The following is an 18,490-nucleotide window of genomic DNA, read 5'->3' as shown; positions in this document are numbered from 1 at the left end:
GTAAATCCCGGTCGTGAATACGAATCACAACAATCGAGCTCATTGCCACTAAATAATTGTAAATTCGTTGTTTTTACGTCTACCTTATTAAGCATAAGGATGTATAAAAACAAGGAATGTTATGTCTGCATGGTTGTGCTCACTGGTAAACGGATTGAAACACCAGCGAGTCGCAGTATTATCCGCAATCTTGTCTTCACTGATGTTGTCGCTGTTCAGTCTGAACGCCTATGCCAACGAGCAAGATCCTAATATCAACTCTGATATTTCAAAGGCCAACTCTGTAGCGTCACCCGTTAGCTCTGATGCTTTACCTATCGGCTCTAAAGCCACGTATGTCGGTTCGGAAGCGTGTGTTGATTGTCATAGTGCAGAAGTCGAAGCGTGGGAGGGCTCTCATCATGATATGGCGATGAAGCACGCTACAGACGAATCTGTATTAGGCGATTTCAACGATCAAACATTCACTCATGACGGTAAACCCAACCGATTTTTCCGCAAGGGCGAAGAGTTCTGGGTCAATATTGAAGGGCAAGACGGCCACTTTAAAGATTACAAAATCAGCTATACCTTTGCCTTTGAACCACTACAACAATACATGGTTGAATTTGAAGACGGCCGTGTACAGTTGATTCCTTTCGCTTGGGATTCTCGCACTGAGGGCGAAGGCGGTCAACGCTGGTTTCACCTCTATCCTGATACCACCAACACCGATGAATTCTACTGGACCAATAGCGGTCAAAACTGGAACTTCATGTGTGCTGATTGCCATTCAACGAACCTAGAGAAAAACTACGACAGCGCGAGTAATACCTACAACACTACTTGGTCTGAGATTAATGTCGGTTGTGAAGCGTGTCATGGCCCTGCGAGTGAGCACGTTGAAAAGGCTCAGCTAGCAAAAGCTAACGGTGGAAAGGATGCTCCAGTCTCGGCGCATTATGGTTTTGACCGCGACTTGTCGAAGTCGGTCAAAGAGTGGATCTATCAAGAGGGTAATTCAACCCTGCAACCAAAAGACATCATCCATACCAATCAAGTTCAAACCTGTGCTCAATGCCACAGCCGTCGTACTCAGTTAAATGAAACGGGTGATCACGTTAACGGGTCTTTCTTTGATAAGTATCGCTTGAGCTTGATTACCCCAGAGCTTTACCACAACGATGGTCAAATCTACGATGAAGATTACGTTTACGGATCTTTCCTTCAATCCGTGATGGCTGAAAAAGGCGTCACATGTACTAACTGCCACGATCCTCATACCGCTGAACTAAAAATTGCGGAAGAAGCCGTGTGTAGCCAATGTCATATTGCATCAGAATACACGCCTGAAAAGCACACATTCCACGAAGCGAATACTGAAGCTTCACAATGCACGACTTGTCACATGCCAGAGACGACTTACATGGAGGTCGACCCAAGGCGTGACCACAGTTGGCATATCCCACGTCCTGATATTAGCCAACACATTAAAACGCCGAACGTGTGCACTAGCTGTCATGCAGATCAAACCGACCAGTGGGCAGATAAGCAAATCGGTGAGTGGTTCCCAGATTCTAAGTATCGTAATCAGCAGCACTTTGCCGTTGCCTTTTATGCTGACTCGATAGGGCACAGAGGTGCAGAGGATGCGTTGGCATACTCGGCTCAGGACTCTAGCTTAAGCAATATCATTCGTGCATCGAGCTTAGAACGTTTGGGCGGTAATACGGGTAAGAATACGCTTATTTCGCTGGCAAGAGCGGTGAAACATGATGATGAAATGATCCGTTTGGGTGTGGTACAAGGCTCGTCTGGTTTCCCATTCACTGACCGTTGGCAAATTCTAGAGCCGCTACTGAAAGACCCTGTATTGTCGATTCGTTCAGAAACCGCAGGCGTATTAGTGCGTTATTGGGGAGAAATGAACCCTCTGCAGAAAGACCAAATCAAGCCTGCATTAGAAGAGTACATTGAAATACAGCAATTTAATGCCGACAGAGGATTTGGACGTACTAACCTAGGCAACGTTTACCGAGATTTAGGCCAGCACGACAAAGCGATTGAGTTTTATCTAGGCGCTATCGAGATTGAGCCTTATTTCGAAAACAGCTACGCCAATTTAGCGGATTTGTATCGAGCGCAAGGTAACGAGGCAAAAGCGTTGTCGACCTTGAAGCAAGGTATTGAAGCTCAGCCTAAATCGAGTGTTTTGCCATACAGCACAGGATTGTCTCTGCTTCGTGTGAAAGATTACGAACAAGCAACGGACTACCTTAAACAAGCCGCTGAAACTGCGCAAACCGACCCACAATATTGGTATGTGTACGGATTGGCTTTGGAGAAATCGGATGTGCTTGCGGCAAGTCAATCACTGCACAAGGCTTACCAATTTAGCCGTAACCCACAGCACCTGTATGCCCAGTGTGAAGTGTTGGCGCGAAACAGCCAAATACCGGGCGTACCAAAGGCGTTTGAGCAATGTATTTCATCATTGAGCAAAGTGGCACCGCCGGAGGCAATTAACCAATTGAAAGCTAAGTTTAAATAAAGCGATGAGGTGAGCTTGGCTATTGTGCTTGCTGCTTATTTCGCTTGTAACTAATTATCGCGCTTATGAGCAATTATCACGTTTATAACTTATCGCGCTGATGAACAATTATCACGTGTATAACTAATAGTTATGGGGCTTGTGAGTAGGATGTACGCAGCCAGATTGAATTAAGGGAAGACCTATGAACCATGCGCAACAAGCAATTAACCAACTGATTGAACAAACAGAGAAAAGTGTTATCGGTCAGAGCCACGTCGTTCGGGCTCTGGTGATAGGGTTATTGACTAATGGGCATGTGCTTTTAGAGGGACTTCCCGGTACAGCGAAAACTCGTTCAGTGAAATCGCTGGCGAACCTACTGAACACCAGTTTTGGTCGAATTCAGTTTACGCCTGACCTGCTGCCATCAGATGTAACCGGTACAGAAGTGTATCAAGAGCTTGATGGAAAGCCTCAGTTGCACTTTCAACCGGGTCCTATTTTCAACAGTATTGTTTTAGCCGATGAAGTGAACCGTGCTCCTGCAAAGGTACAAGCGGCTCTGCTTGAAGCCATGGCGGAAGGGACGATTACGGTGGGTGGTCAAACTCATATTCTGCCAGATCTATTCATGGTGCTCGCTACGCAAAACCCAGTTGAGCAAGAAGGTACGTATCCACTGCCTGAAGCACAGATGGACCGTTTCATTATGAAAGTCACGGTCGACTATCCAGAAGATGAAGCTGAACGCGACATCATTCGACTTGTGCGCAGTGAGGAACTCGGTAGCGAGACGAGTTCGGAATTAGTCACTCCACAGCATATTGAACCTGAATTAGTGCTTGAAGCGCGCCGCCAACTTCCAGACATTGCCGTTTCCGATTTAGTAGAGAACTACATTGTGGCTTTGGTAATGGCGACTCGTAAACCTGAGCGTTATCCAGAATCAGACTTATCGAAATGGATTGAAATTGGTTCAAGCCCTCGTGCATCTATTTCATTGGATAAATGTGCTCGCGCTTATGCGTGGCTGCAAGGGCGTGACCACGTCACGTTAGACGATGTGCGTGCCATGTTGCCAACCGTATTAGGTCACCGATTCTCATTGTCTTACGATGCATTGGCCGATGGTGTTGACCATCAAAGAGTGGTTGAAGAACTGCTTGATAATGTTGAGATCGGATAACTAGGGGGCGTCATGGCGAAGCCAACACAAGCTCCCAGATCGCAAGGCCTTGATCCACGATTGTATTGTGATTACTCAAGGTTAGTGCGAATTCAGGCTCAAGCTGAGTCGTTTTCTCTCCTGCCTCATCTAAAAGCGGGTAGTGTGCTGTCGGGGCGACATAACTCTCTGTTCCGTGGCCGTGGTTTGAACTTCGAAGAATTACGTCATTACCAATTGGGTGATGATATTCGTAACCTCGATTGGAAAGTTACGATGCGAACAGGTAAACCTCATGTTCGTAGTTATACCGAAGAGAAAGACCGTAATGTGATGATCTGTGTTGATCAGCGCAGTTCGATGTTTTTTGCTTCTCAAAACACCATGAAATCCGTTGTGGCTGCCGAAGTCGCTGCACTGTGTGGATGGCGAGTGCTTAAAGATGGTGATCGTGTCGGCTTCGTTTTGGCGTCGCACCAAAAGCTCTTTCATACCAAAGCGCAGCGTTCACAGTCTGATTTATTGGCTCAGTTAAAGCATCTTACCAAGGCTAATCAAAGCTTAGACGTGAGTGTGAGTGACAGCGAGGGTGTTGGTTTTAGCCAGTGGATTGAACTGATCAAGCGAATGAGACTCAAGCAATCAACCTTGATATTCATTAGTGACTGGCGAGACTGCCGAGAACAACATCTCGATCGACTAAAGCAGTTACAGCAACACAACGATATCTTGGCCATTATGGTCACCGACCCATTAGAACAGTCATTGCCTCAAGATCTTGCAAGCGCAAACTGGGTGGTGGGTGATGGTCGCTTTCAACTTAATCTGGATAGCCAATCTAAGGTAAACCTCGCGAGTGAAAGTCTTGCTCAGAAAGCGGCACTGCAGAAACAGTCCCTTGCTAAATTGATGGCGATGAAAAACCTCCCTTATATAGAATTAGACACGTCGGGCAATCACATATCACAGCTGCAGAAGCTAGTGGGAGGGCGCTAAATGGCTGTTGAACATACTCCTCCAAGTACCTATATCCTCCGCGAACTGCACGATGTAGCGATTCCTGACAGTGTGAGCTGGGCTCCTCAAACGATCGGCTGGAAGATCCTTGGCGTTATTCTGTTATTGGTCGCTACCTATCTAGCTTATCGTTTGGCGCAGAAATGGTGGAATAACCGTTATCGCAAAGAAGCGCTTCAAGAGCTCATGATATTGGATGCACGAGACAAAAATTCAACAGAACGAACCTTCAAAGTACTGAAAGTGGTACTTCGTTACCTAGACAGCAGTAATGCAAAGCTGTTTGGACAAGCCTATGTAAACCGTCTAAACGCTTATCTGCCTGTTAGCGCTAACACAAGTGAAAACAGCAATGCGTTCTTTGCCGATGAAATCTCAGAATTATGGATGCAGAGTCTAATTGACCCTAAGGTACGTTTAACCTTTGAACAGCGTTTAGAGGTGATTGAAACCGCGATGATGTGGCTAAAACTTCATAAACCATATCTACAAGCGAAACCGGATGTACAAGCAAAACCAGAGGGGCAAGATAATGTTTGATAGTTTATCTGCCAGCTTTGAATTTGCGCACCCACTGTGGTTTATCGCTCTACCTTTGCCTTTACTTGTTTATTTTGCCGTACCTGCTTATCGCACTAAACAAATGGCCATCAAGGTGCCTTTTTTCAGTGAGTTGGTTGAGGCGATTGGGGAAGCGCCGTCAGAAGGAGCAAGCCAATTAACACCAAGCTGGTGGCAACGAACCTCGCTCATTATTACTTGGGCATTAGTGGTGTGTGCGCTCGCTAAACCAACCATTCTTGGTGAGCCGCAAGTTCGTGAACAATTAGGTCGTGACGTGATGGTGGTTGTCGATTTGTCTGGCTCAATGGCTGAACAAGATTTTACCTCTAAACAAGGGGATAAAATCTCTCGCTTAGATGCGACCAAAGAAGTGTTAGCCGATTTTGCGAAAACCAGAAAAGGGGATCGACTCGGTTTGATCCTGTTTGGTGATGCGGCGTTTGTACAAACGCCATTTACCGCCGACCAAGATGTATGGCTTGAACTGCTTAATCAAACCGATGTCGCGATGGCAGGGCAAAGCACACACTTAGGCGATGCGATTGGTCTTGCGATTAAGGTGTTTGAACAAAGCGAAAAGCAGAGTGCCGCGGTTCAAGATTCAAGTATTGATGCGAATGTGAAAGAGAAAGTTGTGATTGTGCTAACTGATGGCAATGACACCGGAAGCTTTGTCGAACCTATCGATGCCGCCAAAGTCGCCAAGGCGAAAGGCGTTCGTATTCACGTTATCGCCATGGGTGATCCCCAAACCGTGGGAGAAGTGGCGTTGGATATGGAAACCATCAAACGTGTAGCGCAAGAATCCGGAGGTGAAGCCTTTGAAGCGCTCAATCGCGATGAACTGACCAAAGCCTACGCTCAAATCGGTGAACTAGAGCCTCAGCTGTACGAGAGTACGACTTATCGTCCTAAACAGGGGTTACATCATTACTTGATGGCCATTGTTGTTGTGATGTATTTGACTGCGTTTAGCTTGGCGACAATCCGTAGAAGATCGCTTTTGGTTTCTTCAAAGAAAAATTTGAAAGGAGAGGATGATGCCTGATTCTCTCACTCTACAACAGTTCTTCACCCAGTTTCATTTTATCCGACCTTTGTGGTTGTTGGCCTTTATTCCGATGTTCTTCCTGTTATGGGTTCGTTGGAGAGAAGAGACCAAACCAACGTGGAAAGACATTCTACCTGCACACTTACGTGATGCATTGACGATTGGCGAAACAGGCTGGCGTAAGCAGCTGCCATTGAAGCTATTGGTGGTGATTGTAACTATCGCCATCATTATCTGTTCTGGCCCAACATGGCAGCGTGAGGCTTCGCCTTTTGGTGAAGACAAAGCGTCGATGTTGGTTGTGCTTGATAACAGTGAATCTATGCTCGCTAAAGACTTACCACCGAGTCGCTTGGAACGATCTAAGCAGAAAATTAGAGACTTATTGGCAGCTCGGAAAGGCGGTAATACGGGCTTAGTGGTTTACGCAGGCAGCGCACACGTCGCGATGCCCGTTACTCAAGACAGCAAGGTATTCGAACCGTTTCTAGCGGCTATCACACCCGATATCATGCCGGTATCAGGTAAGTCAGCAGAAGAAGCACTGCCATTGATTAATCAGCAACTGTCTGGTGAGTTAGGCTCTTCTGTACTGTTGGTATCAGATGGTGTAAACCCAAGCACCATTAGGGCGTACGAGAGTTTCTTTAACGACAATCCATATCAGTTGCTCATTCTCGCCGCAGGAAATAGCAATGTGGTGAGTGATAATCCAGTCGATCTCGATTCATTACGTAGCTTAGCGAGCAAGACGGGCGGACGAGTGGTTGAGGTGACCGTTGATGATTCGGATATCCAACAACTGAACAGAGCGGTTGAAAGAAACATGCAGCTCAACGGCGAATCTTCAATGCCTTGGAAAGACATGGGCTATGGCTTGCTTATCCCAATGGCGATTATCATGTTGTTGTGGTTCAGAAAAGGCTGGTTGGTGCAGTGGTGTGTCGTTGGTTTGATGATCACAAGCAGCATGTATTCACCAGACACTTTGGCGAAAACGGTCAACTTAACCGCTGAGAAACCCGTTGTGGTGGAGTCGCTTACAGCTTGGGATAAGACCACTCAATGGTGGTGGGACTTATGGCTAACGCCCGACCAACAAGGTCAACGTTTGTTGAACCAGAAAGAGTACCTTCAAGCTGCCAAACATTTTACTGATCCTATGCGAAAGGGCGCGGCTTATTACTATGCTCGTGATTTTAAGCTCGCTCACAGTGCGTTCCTGCAAACCAAAACTGACCTTGGTTTGTACAATGCAGCCAGTGCGTTAGCCAGGCAGCGTGAATACCTTGCTGCGCGAGACCTTTTGAAATCATTAAGCGAGAAAGAGGATCTGTCACCAGAACTAAGAACGGATGTGGAGAACAATCTTGCTGTACTTAGTGGAATTGTCGAAGAGGTAAACCGAACCAGTGAAAGTCAGTCCGGAACTACAGATGGCCCTGAAGAGTCGTTAGAACTCGAAGACGATCAGCCAAGAACGGGTGATGGCGCTGTAGAAGAAACGGTAGCGGAATTGATGCTCAAGGAAACGCTTAATGCCAATGAAATTTTGGGTAGCCAAGAGCTTGCCGATAAGTGGTTAAAACGAGTAGAAGCGGACCCTAAGTTCTTCTTAAAATCTAAATTCCAAATTCAGCTACGAGACCCTGCACCTTCCATCGAACAAGCGTCAAAACAGGAACAGGCATCAAAACAGGAGCAAACCCAATGAGTCGATATGATTTAGCTCTTGAAGCCATTCAATCAAAGAGAGTGCGATTCAGAACTCATAAGTGGTTACTGTCGATGACTCTTATATTGAGTTGGTTTTCTCCTTTTGTTGCTTCTGCTGCCGATATCTTCGATCTGCAAAAAAGTGGTGACGTTGAACTGATCGCTTGGGTAGGGGAAAAGCCAAAGTCAGGCGATAAGATAACGCCGACTAAAGTGAGCGTTAATGAGCAGGTAATTCTGAACATTGAGGTGGCGACGCCGCGTTGGTTAACGGGAGGGACTCGAATCGGCAGTATCGAAATCCCTAACGTGATCGCTAAGCAACGTAACCAACTCGCGACTAATTACACAGAAAGAGTCGGTGGTACTACATGGTCACGTCAGCGTTGGGAATTGACGCTTTATCCGATGACTTCCGGTGAGTTTGTTATTCCAACCGTACCGGTTCGTATCCAAGTTTCTGCTCCTGATGGTTCAAACGTGGGCGGTACGCTTTACACGCAGCCGATTAAGTTTGAAGCTTCGTTGCCTTCAGGTTTACTCGATAATGAAACGCCTTGGTTTTCTGCGACAAAAGTAGATATAGAGCAGCAATGGCAACGCTCAAGTGAAGAGCTAAAAGTTGGCGATGCTATTACTCGAACTATCACGATTAAGGCAAAAGACAGCTTTTCTGTGTTGCTGCCAGATGTGCTAACCAATAAGTCCACTAAGCAGTTCCAAGCTTACCCACAGCCCAACCGTTTGGATGACACTCAAGAACGTGGTGATTATCGCTCAAGCCGAGTTGAACAGACTGTATATGTGATTCAGCAGGGTGGTGAGTTTACGCTGCCAGAGTTTTCATTTCAGTGGTGGGACAGCAAAAATCAACGCCTTGAAAACGTGGTGATAAAAGGCGAAGTGTTTGAAGCCAAACACACAGTCCAATCTTTCATCAAAGCCTACATGTCGGTGTTTATTACTGTTGGTTTGGCGTTATTAGTCTGCATTGCGTTGATTATTTCCGTTAAGCGTTACTACGCAAACCGCCCAACACCGAGTTGGCTGGTACTACGTCGTTTAGTTAAGCAAGGTAATTGGGCTGCATTAAGAACCTTTATCTACCGTCAATTGCGAAACCAAACCTCTCAGTTAGAACTGAATAAAGTGCAACTAGATAAAGCGCAACATGGTAAATCAAATGGACAAAAGCGTTGGCTAGAAGATAGCGAAGCCCTTCAACAAGGATGTGAAGATAAAAACGTATTCACTCGTTTATGGAAAGGGTTACGTAACTTGCCCAGTGACACATCAAACTCAAGCAATTCTCGTTCAATTGCTGCTCGCTTGAAAATCCCTAAAGCCTTGCCAGACTTAAAAGATAGAACTAAGTAGCAAACTTTAGTCATTCGCATCGAACATAATCGACAGGTTCTCTACTATGGAGAACCTGTTTCTTTAATATGGAACTGTATGAAAAGTACCGAACTAAATCTAATTCCTATATTTGTCGCTATTTATGAAGAGCAGAACTTATCTAGAGCTGCTAATCGCATGGATATAAGCCAACCAGCAGTGAGTAAAGCACTTGCAAGGTTGAGAGATATCTATGATGAGCCACTGTTTCATCGCACCACATCAGGCGTAGAGCCAACCACATTCGCTATTGATATCTATCCTGCAATGGCCGCTGCACTTAAAAACTTTACTTCTACCTTATCCGCATCAAGAGACTTCGATCCTAAAACCTCAGGCCGCGTGTTTTCCATTGCCTGCGTCTCGGCGGCGAGCTACGAAATGATGCCAAAAGTCATGCGGTTAATCAGCCAAGTCGCACCAGGTATCGCGTTAGAGGTTCATCCTCTGTTTACCGAAGACTATGAGTCTGATTTAAGGCTGCAAAGACACGACGTGATTGTTGATATGACGCCTAAAGGAAGAACCATGCTTAAGCACGAGGTGATTTCTACAGAAGAGCTGGTCGTGGTGTGTAGTAGTGATCATCCTACGGTTGGCGATACCATCGATATGGAACAGTTCTTAGCACTCGAGCATGTGGTGGTCTCTAGGTGGCATGCGCGCAAAAGCTTATTAAGCTCTGAGCACTATAGTGACCTTGAGAAACGTAGAATCGTGTATCGCGCAGCGGGCATTGTAGAGATGCTTCCTGTTATCGAAGGCTCTGAGTACATCGGAGTAATGCCTGTTTCATCAGTGCGTTGTTTTGCTGAAAAGTACGCGGTAAAAACACTACCATTACCCTTCGAGTTGGAAGACCTCGATATTGGTATGATTTGGCATCCAAGCCGTACTAATGAACCAAGCCATAAGTGGTTACGAGCTAAGATCAAAGCGGCAGCAAAAGAGTTATCAAGTTAGCCTATACAAGGACATAGCCATGGACAGCATTCGCGTGATTTTAAACGGAAAGAAAGCCAATATCCCGGAATTAAGGCAAGCCACCTTTGCGGCGAGGGACAATGATATTGACCTGCAAGTTAGAGTGACTTGGGAATCGTCGGACATGTTTCGTTTGGTAAGCGAGGCAATATGCGATGGTGTTAAGCGTCTGATTGTTGTCGGTGGCGATGGAACGGTGAATGAAGCCGTTAACGCGCTCAACCTGTTCCGTGCCAGTGAAAGACCACAACTGGCGCTTGTCCCAATGGGCACTGCGAATGATTTTGCTACCGCAACGGGAATACCTAACGATATTTCGGGTGCTTTTGAACTAGCGCTGGAAGGCAAGGCGTTTGCGGTGGATAGCGTGCGTGCGAATGACCGCTATTTTATGAATGTCGCTGCGGCGGGTTTTGGTGCTGAAGTCACAGCTGAAACGCCAGTCGAGCTTAAAGATTTTCTCGGTGGCGGTGCGTATACACTAACAGGTGTGGTGAAAGCACTTGGCTTTAAGCCCTACAGTGGCACGTTGCCCATAGACAAAGGCAGCTTTACCGGCGAGATCCTTGTTGGTGCTTTTTGTAATGGTCGCTTAGCGGGTGGAGGACAAGAGTTAGCACCCAATGCATTGATTGATGATCGCTGTTTACCCAGTCGGGTATCGAGCTATCACGCGCCACCATGGCAAGGTGGGTTATCCAAGTCAGTGAGAAGTTCGCCCCGCTGTATGTGGCCTTGAAGGAGAACCTACTTCAACAAGTGGTGGTTCAGGCGGATGAAACGCCGCTCAATGTGCTCAAAGAAGAGAAGCAGTGTTATATGTGGCTTTACTGCTCAGGCGCTGACTCGCCCGAAGCGGCACTGCCGAATGTGAAAAAATCGCCTTGTACGACTATCAAAACAGTCGCGCGAGGGTGTGCCCCGTGGACTTTTTAGGTGACTACAACGGTTATCTACAAACCGATGGCTACACGGCTTATCATGGTCTGCATCACGTCACTAATGTGGGGTGCTTAACGCAAGTTCATGGACGCGAAGAAGCTTCAAGGGGAAGGTAAATCGGGCAAGGCTGATAAAGTGCTGGCTAAACCCCAAAAGCTCTACGGGATAGAATCACGCTTAAAAGGTGCGCCTGCCGAAGAACGCAAAGCAGAGCGTTAAGCGTATGCCAAGCCGATACTGGATGAGCTTTACCAATGGATGACAACCCAGAAGGTGATAGGCTCTAGCCCACTAGGCAAAGCAATAAAGTACTAGCTCGGGCAATGGCCTAAACTCATTCGTTATATCGACGATGGTCACTTATCTATCGATAATAATCGCGCTGAACGCGCAATTAAACCGCTGGTTATTGGCAGGAAAAATTGGCTATTCTCCAACACACCAAACGGTGCTGAGGCGAGCGCGATGCTTTACAGTATCGTCGAGACTGCAAAAGCCAACGGTCTTATCCTCTAAGACTACATGGTCAAGTGCATGAAAGAGCTCGCGAAAGCAGAGCCTGATATCGACGCACTTCTACCTTGGACCTCTTCGGGTCAAGTCAAAACAGACCTCAACAATATTGGCTTTGGCCTCGAAACTTACGTTTGGTGCTAACTATGCCATCGGACTCTAATAACATATTTGGGTTCTTTGATGAGTTTGAAGCTTCAGAAGGAGAGTCACAGCAACCCCCTATAGAGCTGTTTCAAGAACCCGTTGAAATTTTATCAACCCTAGATAGTCAGCCAAAGAAGGTACAACAAGAAGTCTTTGTGATAAATAAAAAGCGACATCCACTCACGGTAGTGAATATATGTAGGATCACGTCCTGCATAAGCGATTTATTCAAATTTAAAGAGTGAATTAATATCGCACCATAAAGAAAAAATACTTCAAATACTCCAGAAATGAGCATGGCTGAGCATAGGGATTCTCAGGTTTGATGATACCAATATCAGGTCAGATGGCCGAACACATTTATGGGTACAACCATGAATTTAACGCATCGCTCACTCATGGTTATCGCTATCACTGTTGCTCTTTCTGCGTGGGGTAGTGATGAAACCAGCTCACGTCCTATTAAGCCAGAACCGCTTCAGACATTACCAACAGAGCAGGTTTCAGTATCCATCGGGGACGCGACTCTTTTCGCAAATAGAGAGTCTGTTGTGATCAATACCTTAGCAGGTGACGAGCAACGCGTATCCATTGAAGCGTTTAAAGGAATCACTTACGCCGATCAACAACGTTTTCAGCACAGTCACTCCGTCAATTAGAACACAATGCTGATAGCGCTATAGATGCGACACAATTTGGCGCCGTGTGCCCACAGCTTAAAATAACCCAGCAAGAGCAATCTGAAGATTGCTTGAATCTTAATATTTGGCGTCCTTCGGAGATCAATGGTTCAGAGTCATTACCCGTGTATGTCTTTATTCATGGTGGGGACTTTGAATATGGCGCAGGTTCTGATACCGACATTAACGGTGATACCGTCGTGGCTAAAAGATACCATTCGATATACGGGTGGCGTTGGCGCTGGAAAGGCGAACCTCGATATTTTCAAAGAGTTCAGTATAGGTGCGTCGTACAACAAAACGATTCAATTCGGCACAAAAAACTCGGGAGTCGCTGCGCTTCAGCAGCTCCAGTTTCGAGTGGCAAACACACCATTGATGCTGGGTGTGAAACATATTATTGGCCAGAGCTCGGTAGAGTTTGAGACCAGTAATGAAGATGTGAATAACGCTATCAATGGCGTTATTCAATATTTTATGGGCGAAAGCTCGGTGACCTCTGGGCTGGGTGTTGTCGCGGAATACGATAATACGATTGATAATCGTTGGACCGTTTCTGCGTTTTATGGCCTGGGTAAAGCGACAGTAGAGGGCAGTCTGTCAGACGATGAAAGTGTCGATGCGTATGGTGCTGGATTTCGCTATCAGATAGCTTGCCGATATGGGTTACACATGGGGGTAGACCTCGCTTTTAGTGACGTTGACAGCGCGTTTTATATAACGGTTGGCAGTGGATTCTAATGATGGAAAGGTGGGTGTTAGTCAATCGATTGATTTTTCTACATGCAGCATAGTTTTCATAGCAATCATGAACTAATATTCTTTTACAACAAACATAACAGGTATCAATATGAAAAATTACGACCCAAATGAATTGGACGCTACGCAAGTATTACTTGATGGTGTCGATACAGATAAACGTTCGACTTTGACTAAGTTAGCGGTTGGGGCTGCGGCACTGCCTTTTGCCTCTGTTTTACATGCAGCCCCTGAAAAACTGGTTGGTCAAAACATCAAACTGATGCCTAACGAGAAAGGGCCATTTGATATCGTTATCGAAAATGGCCGTGTTGTTGATCCTGAAACTGGACTCGACGCAATTCGTCACGTCGGTATTAAAGGTAAGCGTATTGCTGCAATCTCAGACAAAAAGCTGCAAGGCAAAACAATCATCGATGCTGAAGGTCTCGTGGTTGCACCTGGCTTTATCGATATGCACGCTCACGGACAACAACTTCCTGCTGCCCGTGCTCAAGCATTCGATGGCGTAACCACCGCTCTTGAGATGGAATCTGGTCTATTCCCAATCGGAACGTACTACGATATTACTGCTGCTGAAGGTCGCCCGATTAATTACGGCGCTTCTGTAGCATGGACTTACGCTCGTATTCAAGCAAAAGAACCTACGATGCCTGCTCCTGATGGTACGATTGTTTGGTTCCAGAAAGCTTTTTCTAAAAACAATTGGCAAAATACCCTAGCAACCCCAGATGAATTAAAACAAATTCTGGGCTCGGTTGAGCAAGGTCTTAAAGAGGGGGGCTTAGGCATTGGTATTAACGCGGGTTACGCACCAGGTTATGGCCACAAAGAGTACTATGATCTTGCTAAACTAGCAAAACGCTATGAAGTACCAACCTACACTCACGTTCGTTACCTAAACAGCGCAGAGCCACAATCAAGCTTTGAAGCATACCAAGAACTCATTAGCCTGTCGGCGACAACGGGTGCACACATGCACATTTGTCACCTCAACAGCACGTCAGTACAAGATATCGAAGATTGTGCCGATTTAGTTCAATCCGCCATTGATCAAGGTTTAGCCGTTACTACTGAAGCTTATCCTTATGGTGCTGGCTCTTCCGTTATTGGCGCAGAAGTTTTCCGTGGTGACGATTGGTTACAACGTTGGGGTGTACCAAGCGCTAGCTACATGGAAGCGAATGGTAAAGCACTAAACCAAGAAAAAGTCACTGAACTACAAGCATCAGCGCCCGGTACCGTGGTTGTCATGCACTTCTTAAAACCCGATGAGAACAAAGAAGATCGCGCTAAAATGGACCGTTCAGTATTGTTCCCAGGTGCAGCTATCGCTTCAGATGCAATGCCTTGGATGGATGATAAAGGCGTATTAATTGAAGGTGATGTATGGCCACTTCCAAGCAACGCAATAGCTCACCCTCGCTCACTTGCTTGTTTCTCTCGTTTTATTGAAAAATATGTCGAGGAATACAAAGCGGTAACATTAGTAGAAGCGATGGAAAGAACTAGCTTAAACGCATGTCGTATTCTTGAGGATGCTGTGCCACAAATGGCAAATAAAGGTCGTATTCAAGTAGGTAAAGATGCTGATTTAGCTATTTTCAAACTTGATGAAGTAAAAGCCGTTGCAACATTTGATAAACCAAATGCCCTTTCTACAGGCATGAAATACGTACTTGTAAACGGGACACCTATCATTGAAGCTGGTGAAATGTTGTTAGATTCAAACCCAGGTGAAGCGGTTCGCAACAAAGTTACTGGCTAAGTTATCCTGACTTAAAAGGTTGGGCATTAGCTCAACCTTTTTTATTGCTTACCGAGTAAATATAGACAACGAAAATCGAAAGAGAGCATGCTATGAGCAAGAAGCCTATTCCAGTAACAATTTTAGCCGGATTTTTAGGAGCAGGGAAAACGACCCTACTAAACCATATATTAACCAATGCAAATGGAATGCGCATGGCTGTGATCGTCAATGATTTTGGATCAATCAATGTTGATGCGGAGTTAGTTAAATCTGAAAGTGAAAATATGATCAGCCTAGAGAATGGCTGTATCTGTTGTAACCTTGCAGAAGGACTAGTCGTTTCGGTAATGCGTTTACTCGCATTAGAGGAACGCCCAGACCATATTATTGTTGAAACTTCAGGTATCGCAGAACCCAAAGAAGTGGCACTTCAATTTGAAGATCCGGAACTGCAAGCACACGCACCTTTAAATGCAATCGTGACGACGATCGATGCGGAAAACATTTTAGGGCTAGAAGGCCCAATGGAGACGTTGTCGAAGCAGCAAATTCAAGTGGCTGACATTGTTCTGGTTAATAAAGTTGACCTAGTCGATGCTGATAAACTAGAGCAAGTCAAAGCATGGTGCCGAGTACAAGCTCCGTTTGCTAAATTGATTGATATTTCATTCGGCGAAGTGGATTTACCTATCTTATTTGATGCCCCTGAAAGTACGCGCTTTGTTACTAACAAAATAGCGGCTGATCAAAGGGAATGCCAGCACCATGATTGTCATGATGAGCACTGTCATCACGTGAACCATGATTTCGAAACATTCAGCTTTGAAACTGATCAACCGCTTAATCTACAAAGTTTGTATCCTCTACTGCAACAGTTTTCAATTGATGCTTATCGCATGAAAGGTATTTTAAATTTAACCGATCGTCCTGATCATCGCTGTGTATTTCAGTGCACGGGCCAGCGAGCCAATGTGACGGTTGGAGATGCATGGGAAGATGATGAATCTCGTTCGTCACGGTTAGTCTTCATTGGACCTAAAGGTGGCCTTGATAAAGAGAGTATGCGTAAAAAACTGAACGCACTGGTGGCGTAGTTAGAACGGAAATGGAGTAGATGGCAAGCCTATCAACCTAGCGCTTGCCTATACCTAGCTTACCTCTGCCTACTTTGCATTGACTCATCCTAAGCATCCTTATCTTATTGAATTATTGGCTACTTTCGATTCTATTCGGTTTTTCCAAATCCATATTGCTCATTCCCCTCGCCATCTGAAACAAAATAGTCTTATCGATTTTCGAGACTCTGTTCATCAGTACCTTCTCAGAATCGGTTAACGTCAAAAAGCAGATAAAGACTCAATCGTGGGTTATTAGGGCGTGTTGATCAGCGATTGTTAGATCGATGGTTATTCCTCAATGATGGAATCAAAATGACGACTAAATATAGAATAAACCATGACTTGTCCCGCCATAATCGCGCCAAACATCAGCAAGGCGGACAGACCAATATTCGGAATGGGTAAAATGGAGGTCGCAAAGAAGGACTCACTTGCTCCGACAATGATTCGACTACCGGGGACAAGAATGATGATCCCTTGAATAATGTATATGAGTGGTGGAACGTGACGCAATTTTCCCATCCCCAACCCGTAAAGCGTAATGAGTATTGTGCTTACCCATGTACCTACAACCCAATCGGAAGTAAACCAATGTGGCCCCCACATGCCAATTGCCGCGACAGGAAGGCCTAAGAGAATTTCTGTCATACTTGCGTTGAAAATAAGGCCAATAGCGACAGAAATCCCGATCAGTGCGGTGACATGAAGAACGAATGGGATTTCATCAATAAATACCGGTACCGATAATGGTTGATTGATTATGTTGGCTAAGCCTAACCCCATAACAATGCCGATGAATATTTTCATTACTATGAGTGCGCTTTGTGCAAGCAGTTCGATACCTGACCGAAAGTCATTGAGAGCAAGACTGGCTAAGCCGTTGGTGACGGTTAACCCAGGAATAAAAAGGACAATGGAAGAAATGCACAGTGCCAATGTTGGTAAGCCGGGAACCTGTGCCGCTATCATACCGGTTAAGAAACTGGCTACTAAGGCGACAAAGAACTCGACAAGAATGCTTCTTGGCCCAGTCAGGAAAATTTGTGCTAGCCAGGCTATAGCGCCCAGAATAATGGATAAACCGACCGCCAGATAAGTACTGCCAACTAACATTAAATAACATGGCGGAAGCAATAAATTGGCAAAGCACAAGGTACGATTCGAGTAGGTTTCTGAACCTTCGTAATGGGAATGAGTCGAAAACCCTTTAAGCGTTGCGACTAAATCACGTAAGTTAACCGAGGGTGGTTTTTTGTTTTCCATCACGACTTTTTGCGTGGGTTGCTCAAAAATAGTGATGACTTTTGTCGGGGTCACATCAATAGAGACATCAATGTTCTGGCGTTTTGCATAAGCTTGAGTGTATTGAGCTACCGAGTAAGGCGCACAACCAGATTGATGTAATCGGTCCGAAAAGCTCAAAATTTCTTGCTGGCATTGTTCGATATGATTTGTTTGTTTCATTCTGTTTGTTTCTCAATAACCAAGGCGATATATGTTTGAGGGGCATTCTAATTCAATAGTATCCTCATTCAAGCGTAACCAATAGTCGTGTATAGAGGACGGGCCCCTACAAACGAACAAGGCAATGGTTAAAAAGATAGGATTCATTGAATGAGAGGTTATCAGTTTATCGTTGAGGTAAATCAGTCATTGTTGAAGCTGCAACCTCAAAAATAGATCCGCTCACGCAGCTATTTGAAGGCGTAAAACTCCAAATCCATGAGGTGATTGATTTAACTCTGAGGCTTTTAGAAAAGCTCGGTAATGAGTAAAGGAAACTAATATTTAGGAAATGGAAGCCTAAATAAGATTGATGATGAGCGTTAGAATCACAACTAGAATGGAACCGACATAAGCAATTTCAATAATGTTTGAATCAATCCAGTTGCAGTATGCTTGAATTGCTAAACTCAGTTTGTTTTTCATAATGGCCTTTGGAAAATTAACCGAAATCTACTGTAAATAATAGCTTATTATGAGTGAGCTTTGATGACGGTTTCAAAGGTTCCTTAGCGCTAACAGTGTGATTGCGGCGCTCACGTATTAACAATATCGTCCCGTGGGTTCATGGGGCGGATACAGTCGATAAGGTTTAAGAGCAGAAAGTTGGGCTAAAAAAGAGCCGCTTATTTGTGGTTCATCGCGGCTTTCCAAGAAGTAGTCGGTATCTC

Annotated in this window: 14 protein-coding genes and 2 pseudogenes; 15 read left to right on the top strand and 1 reads right to left on the bottom strand. The window is 45.3% G+C overall.

Annotation, left to right across the window (positions count from 1 at the left end; genetic code table 11):
- Positions 1–121: 121 nt before the first annotated feature.
- From AB4133_RS10495 to AB4133_RS10425, 15 genes and pseudogenes are all read left to right on the top strand, one after another.
- Positions 122–2,530 (top strand): tetratricopeptide repeat protein, encoded by a 2,409-nt coding sequence (locus AB4133_RS10495; RefSeq protein WP_372224382.1) that lies wholly within the window; start codon positions 122–124, stop codon positions 2,528–2,530.
- A 184-nt stretch (positions 2,531–2,714) separates the two neighbouring features.
- Positions 2,715–3,698 carry a MoxR family ATPase gene (locus AB4133_RS10490; protein WP_004730485.1) on the top strand — a complete coding sequence of 328 codons (984 nt, stop codon included), beginning with the start codon at positions 2,715–2,717 and terminating at the stop codon, positions 3,696–3,698.
- 12 nt (positions 3,699–3,710) lie between these two features.
- Positions 3,711–4,673 (top strand): DUF58 domain-containing protein, encoded by a 963-nt coding sequence (locus AB4133_RS10485; protein ID WP_102449432.1) that lies wholly within the window; start codon positions 3,711–3,713, stop codon positions 4,671–4,673.
- Positions 4,674–5,234 (top strand): DUF4381 domain-containing protein, encoded by a 561-nt coding sequence (locus tag AB4133_RS10480; RefSeq protein ID WP_372224380.1) that lies wholly within the window; start codon positions 4,674–4,676, stop codon positions 5,232–5,234.
- The gene (locus AB4133_RS10475; protein ID WP_372224378.1) at positions 5,227–6,306 is read left to right on the top strand and encodes a VWA domain-containing protein; all 1,080 of its coding nucleotides are present in this window, start codon (positions 5,227–5,229) and stop codon (positions 6,304–6,306) included. Before AB4133_RS10480 ends, AB4133_RS10475 begins: the two co-directional genes overlap by 8 nt.
- A complete protein-coding gene (locus AB4133_RS10470) occupies positions 6,299–8,023 on the top strand; it encodes a VWA domain-containing protein (protein WP_280590273.1) in 1,725 nt (574 codons plus the stop codon). Before AB4133_RS10475 ends, AB4133_RS10470 begins: the two co-directional genes overlap by 8 nt.
- Entirely contained in the window at positions 8,020–9,402 is a 1,383-nt protein-coding gene (locus AB4133_RS10465) for a BatD family protein (RefSeq protein ID WP_372224377.1), read from the top strand. The genes AB4133_RS10470 and AB4133_RS10465 overlap by 4 nt, the downstream gene beginning before the upstream one ends.
- A gap of 78 nt (positions 9,403–9,480) precedes the next feature.
- Positions 9,481–10,386 (top strand): LysR family transcriptional regulator, encoded by a 906-nt coding sequence (locus AB4133_RS10460; protein WP_372148004.1) that lies wholly within the window; start codon positions 9,481–9,483, stop codon positions 10,384–10,386.
- A 19-nt stretch (positions 10,387–10,405) separates the two neighbouring features.
- Positions 10,406–11,146 carry a YegS/Rv2252/BmrU family lipid kinase gene (locus tag AB4133_RS10455; protein ID WP_372111589.1) on the top strand — a complete coding sequence of 247 codons (741 nt, stop codon included), beginning with the start codon at positions 10,406–10,408 and terminating at the stop codon, positions 11,144–11,146.
- A pseudogene (gene tnpC / locus AB4133_RS10450) lies at positions 11,047–12,006 on the top strand (IS66 family transposase); the annotation flags it as partial. The gene AB4133_RS10455 and the pseudogene tnpC, both read left to right, overlap by 100 nt.
- 377 nt (positions 12,007–12,383) lie before the next feature.
- Positions 12,384–12,668, top strand: a complete 285-nt coding sequence (locus AB4133_RS10445) for a hypothetical protein (protein WP_017062010.1) — start codon at positions 12,384–12,386, stop codon at positions 12,666–12,668.
- A 44-nt stretch (positions 12,669–12,712) separates the two neighbouring features.
- Positions 12,713–12,835: pseudogene (locus AB4133_RS10440) on the top strand (carboxylesterase family protein); the annotation flags it as partial.
- The gene (locus AB4133_RS10435; protein ID WP_372123016.1) at positions 12,795–13,430 is read left to right on the top strand and encodes a hypothetical protein; all 636 of its coding nucleotides are present in this window, start codon (positions 12,795–12,797) and stop codon (positions 13,428–13,430) included. The pseudogene AB4133_RS10440 and the gene AB4133_RS10435, both read left to right, overlap by 41 nt.
- Before the next feature lie 109 nt (positions 13,431–13,539).
- A complete protein-coding gene (locus tag AB4133_RS10430) occupies positions 13,540–15,216 on the top strand; it encodes an amidohydrolase family protein (protein WP_017062008.1) in 1,677 nt (558 codons plus the stop codon).
- Positions 15,217–15,308: 92 nt separating this feature from the next.
- Positions 15,309–16,292, top strand: a complete 984-nt coding sequence (locus AB4133_RS10425; RefSeq protein WP_032548688.1) for a GTP-binding protein — start codon at positions 15,309–15,311, stop codon at positions 16,290–16,292.
- Between the two features lie 312 nt (positions 16,293–16,604).
- On the opposite strand, the gene AB4133_RS10420 is transcribed toward AB4133_RS10425, so the two are convergent.
- A complete protein-coding gene (locus AB4133_RS10420) occupies positions 16,605–17,780 on the bottom strand; it encodes a threonine/serine exporter family protein (RefSeq protein ID WP_229649951.1) in 1,176 nt (391 codons plus the stop codon).
- Positions 17,781–18,490: the final 710 nt, after the last annotated feature.

Origin of the sequence: Vibrio sp. 10N.286.52.F8, from assembly GCF_041468745.1 — a bacterium.
Classification (GTDB): domain Bacteria; phylum Pseudomonadota; class Gammaproteobacteria; order Enterobacterales; family Vibrionaceae; genus Vibrio; species Vibrio crassostreae_C.
Note: the sequence above shows the minus strand (reverse complement) of the source record. Positions and strands in the feature narration are given on the sequence as shown.

Coding starts and splice junctions, on each gene's coding strand:
- AB4133_RS10495 (WP_372224382.1), top strand. CDS start 122: ATGTCTGCATGGTTGTGCTCACTGGTAAACGGATTGAAACACCAGCGA.
- AB4133_RS10490 (WP_004730485.1), top strand. CDS start 2,715: ATGAACCATGCGCAACAAGCAATTAACCAACTGATTGAACAAACAGAG.
- AB4133_RS10485 (WP_102449432.1), top strand. CDS start 3,711: ATGGCGAAGCCAACACAAGCTCCCAGATCGCAAGGCCTTGATCCACGA.
- AB4133_RS10480 (WP_372224380.1), top strand. CDS start 4,674: ATGGCTGTTGAACATACTCCTCCAAGTACCTATATCCTCCGCGAACTG.
- AB4133_RS10475 (WP_372224378.1), top strand. CDS start 5,227: ATGTTTGATAGTTTATCTGCCAGCTTTGAATTTGCGCACCCACTGTGG.
- AB4133_RS10470 (WP_280590273.1), top strand. CDS start 6,299: ATGCCTGATTCTCTCACTCTACAACAGTTCTTCACCCAGTTTCATTTT.
- AB4133_RS10465 (WP_372224377.1), top strand. CDS start 8,020: ATGAGTCGATATGATTTAGCTCTTGAAGCCATTCAATCAAAGAGAGTG.
- AB4133_RS10460 (WP_372148004.1), top strand. CDS start 9,481: ATGAAAAGTACCGAACTAAATCTAATTCCTATATTTGTCGCTATTTAT.
- AB4133_RS10455 (WP_372111589.1), top strand. CDS start 10,406: ATGGACAGCATTCGCGTGATTTTAAACGGAAAGAAAGCCAATATCCCG.
- AB4133_RS10445 (WP_017062010.1), top strand. CDS start 12,384: ATGAATTTAACGCATCGCTCACTCATGGTTATCGCTATCACTGTTGCT.
- AB4133_RS10435 (WP_372123016.1), top strand. CDS start 12,795: ATGGTTCAGAGTCATTACCCGTGTATGTCTTTATTCATGGTGGGGACT.
- AB4133_RS10430 (WP_017062008.1), top strand. CDS start 13,540: ATGAAAAATTACGACCCAAATGAATTGGACGCTACGCAAGTATTACTT.
- AB4133_RS10425 (WP_032548688.1), top strand. CDS start 15,309: ATGAGCAAGAAGCCTATTCCAGTAACAATTTTAGCCGGATTTTTAGGA.
- AB4133_RS10420 (WP_229649951.1), bottom strand. CDS start 17,780: ATGAAACAAACAAATCATATCGAACAATGCCAGCAAGAAATTTTGAGC.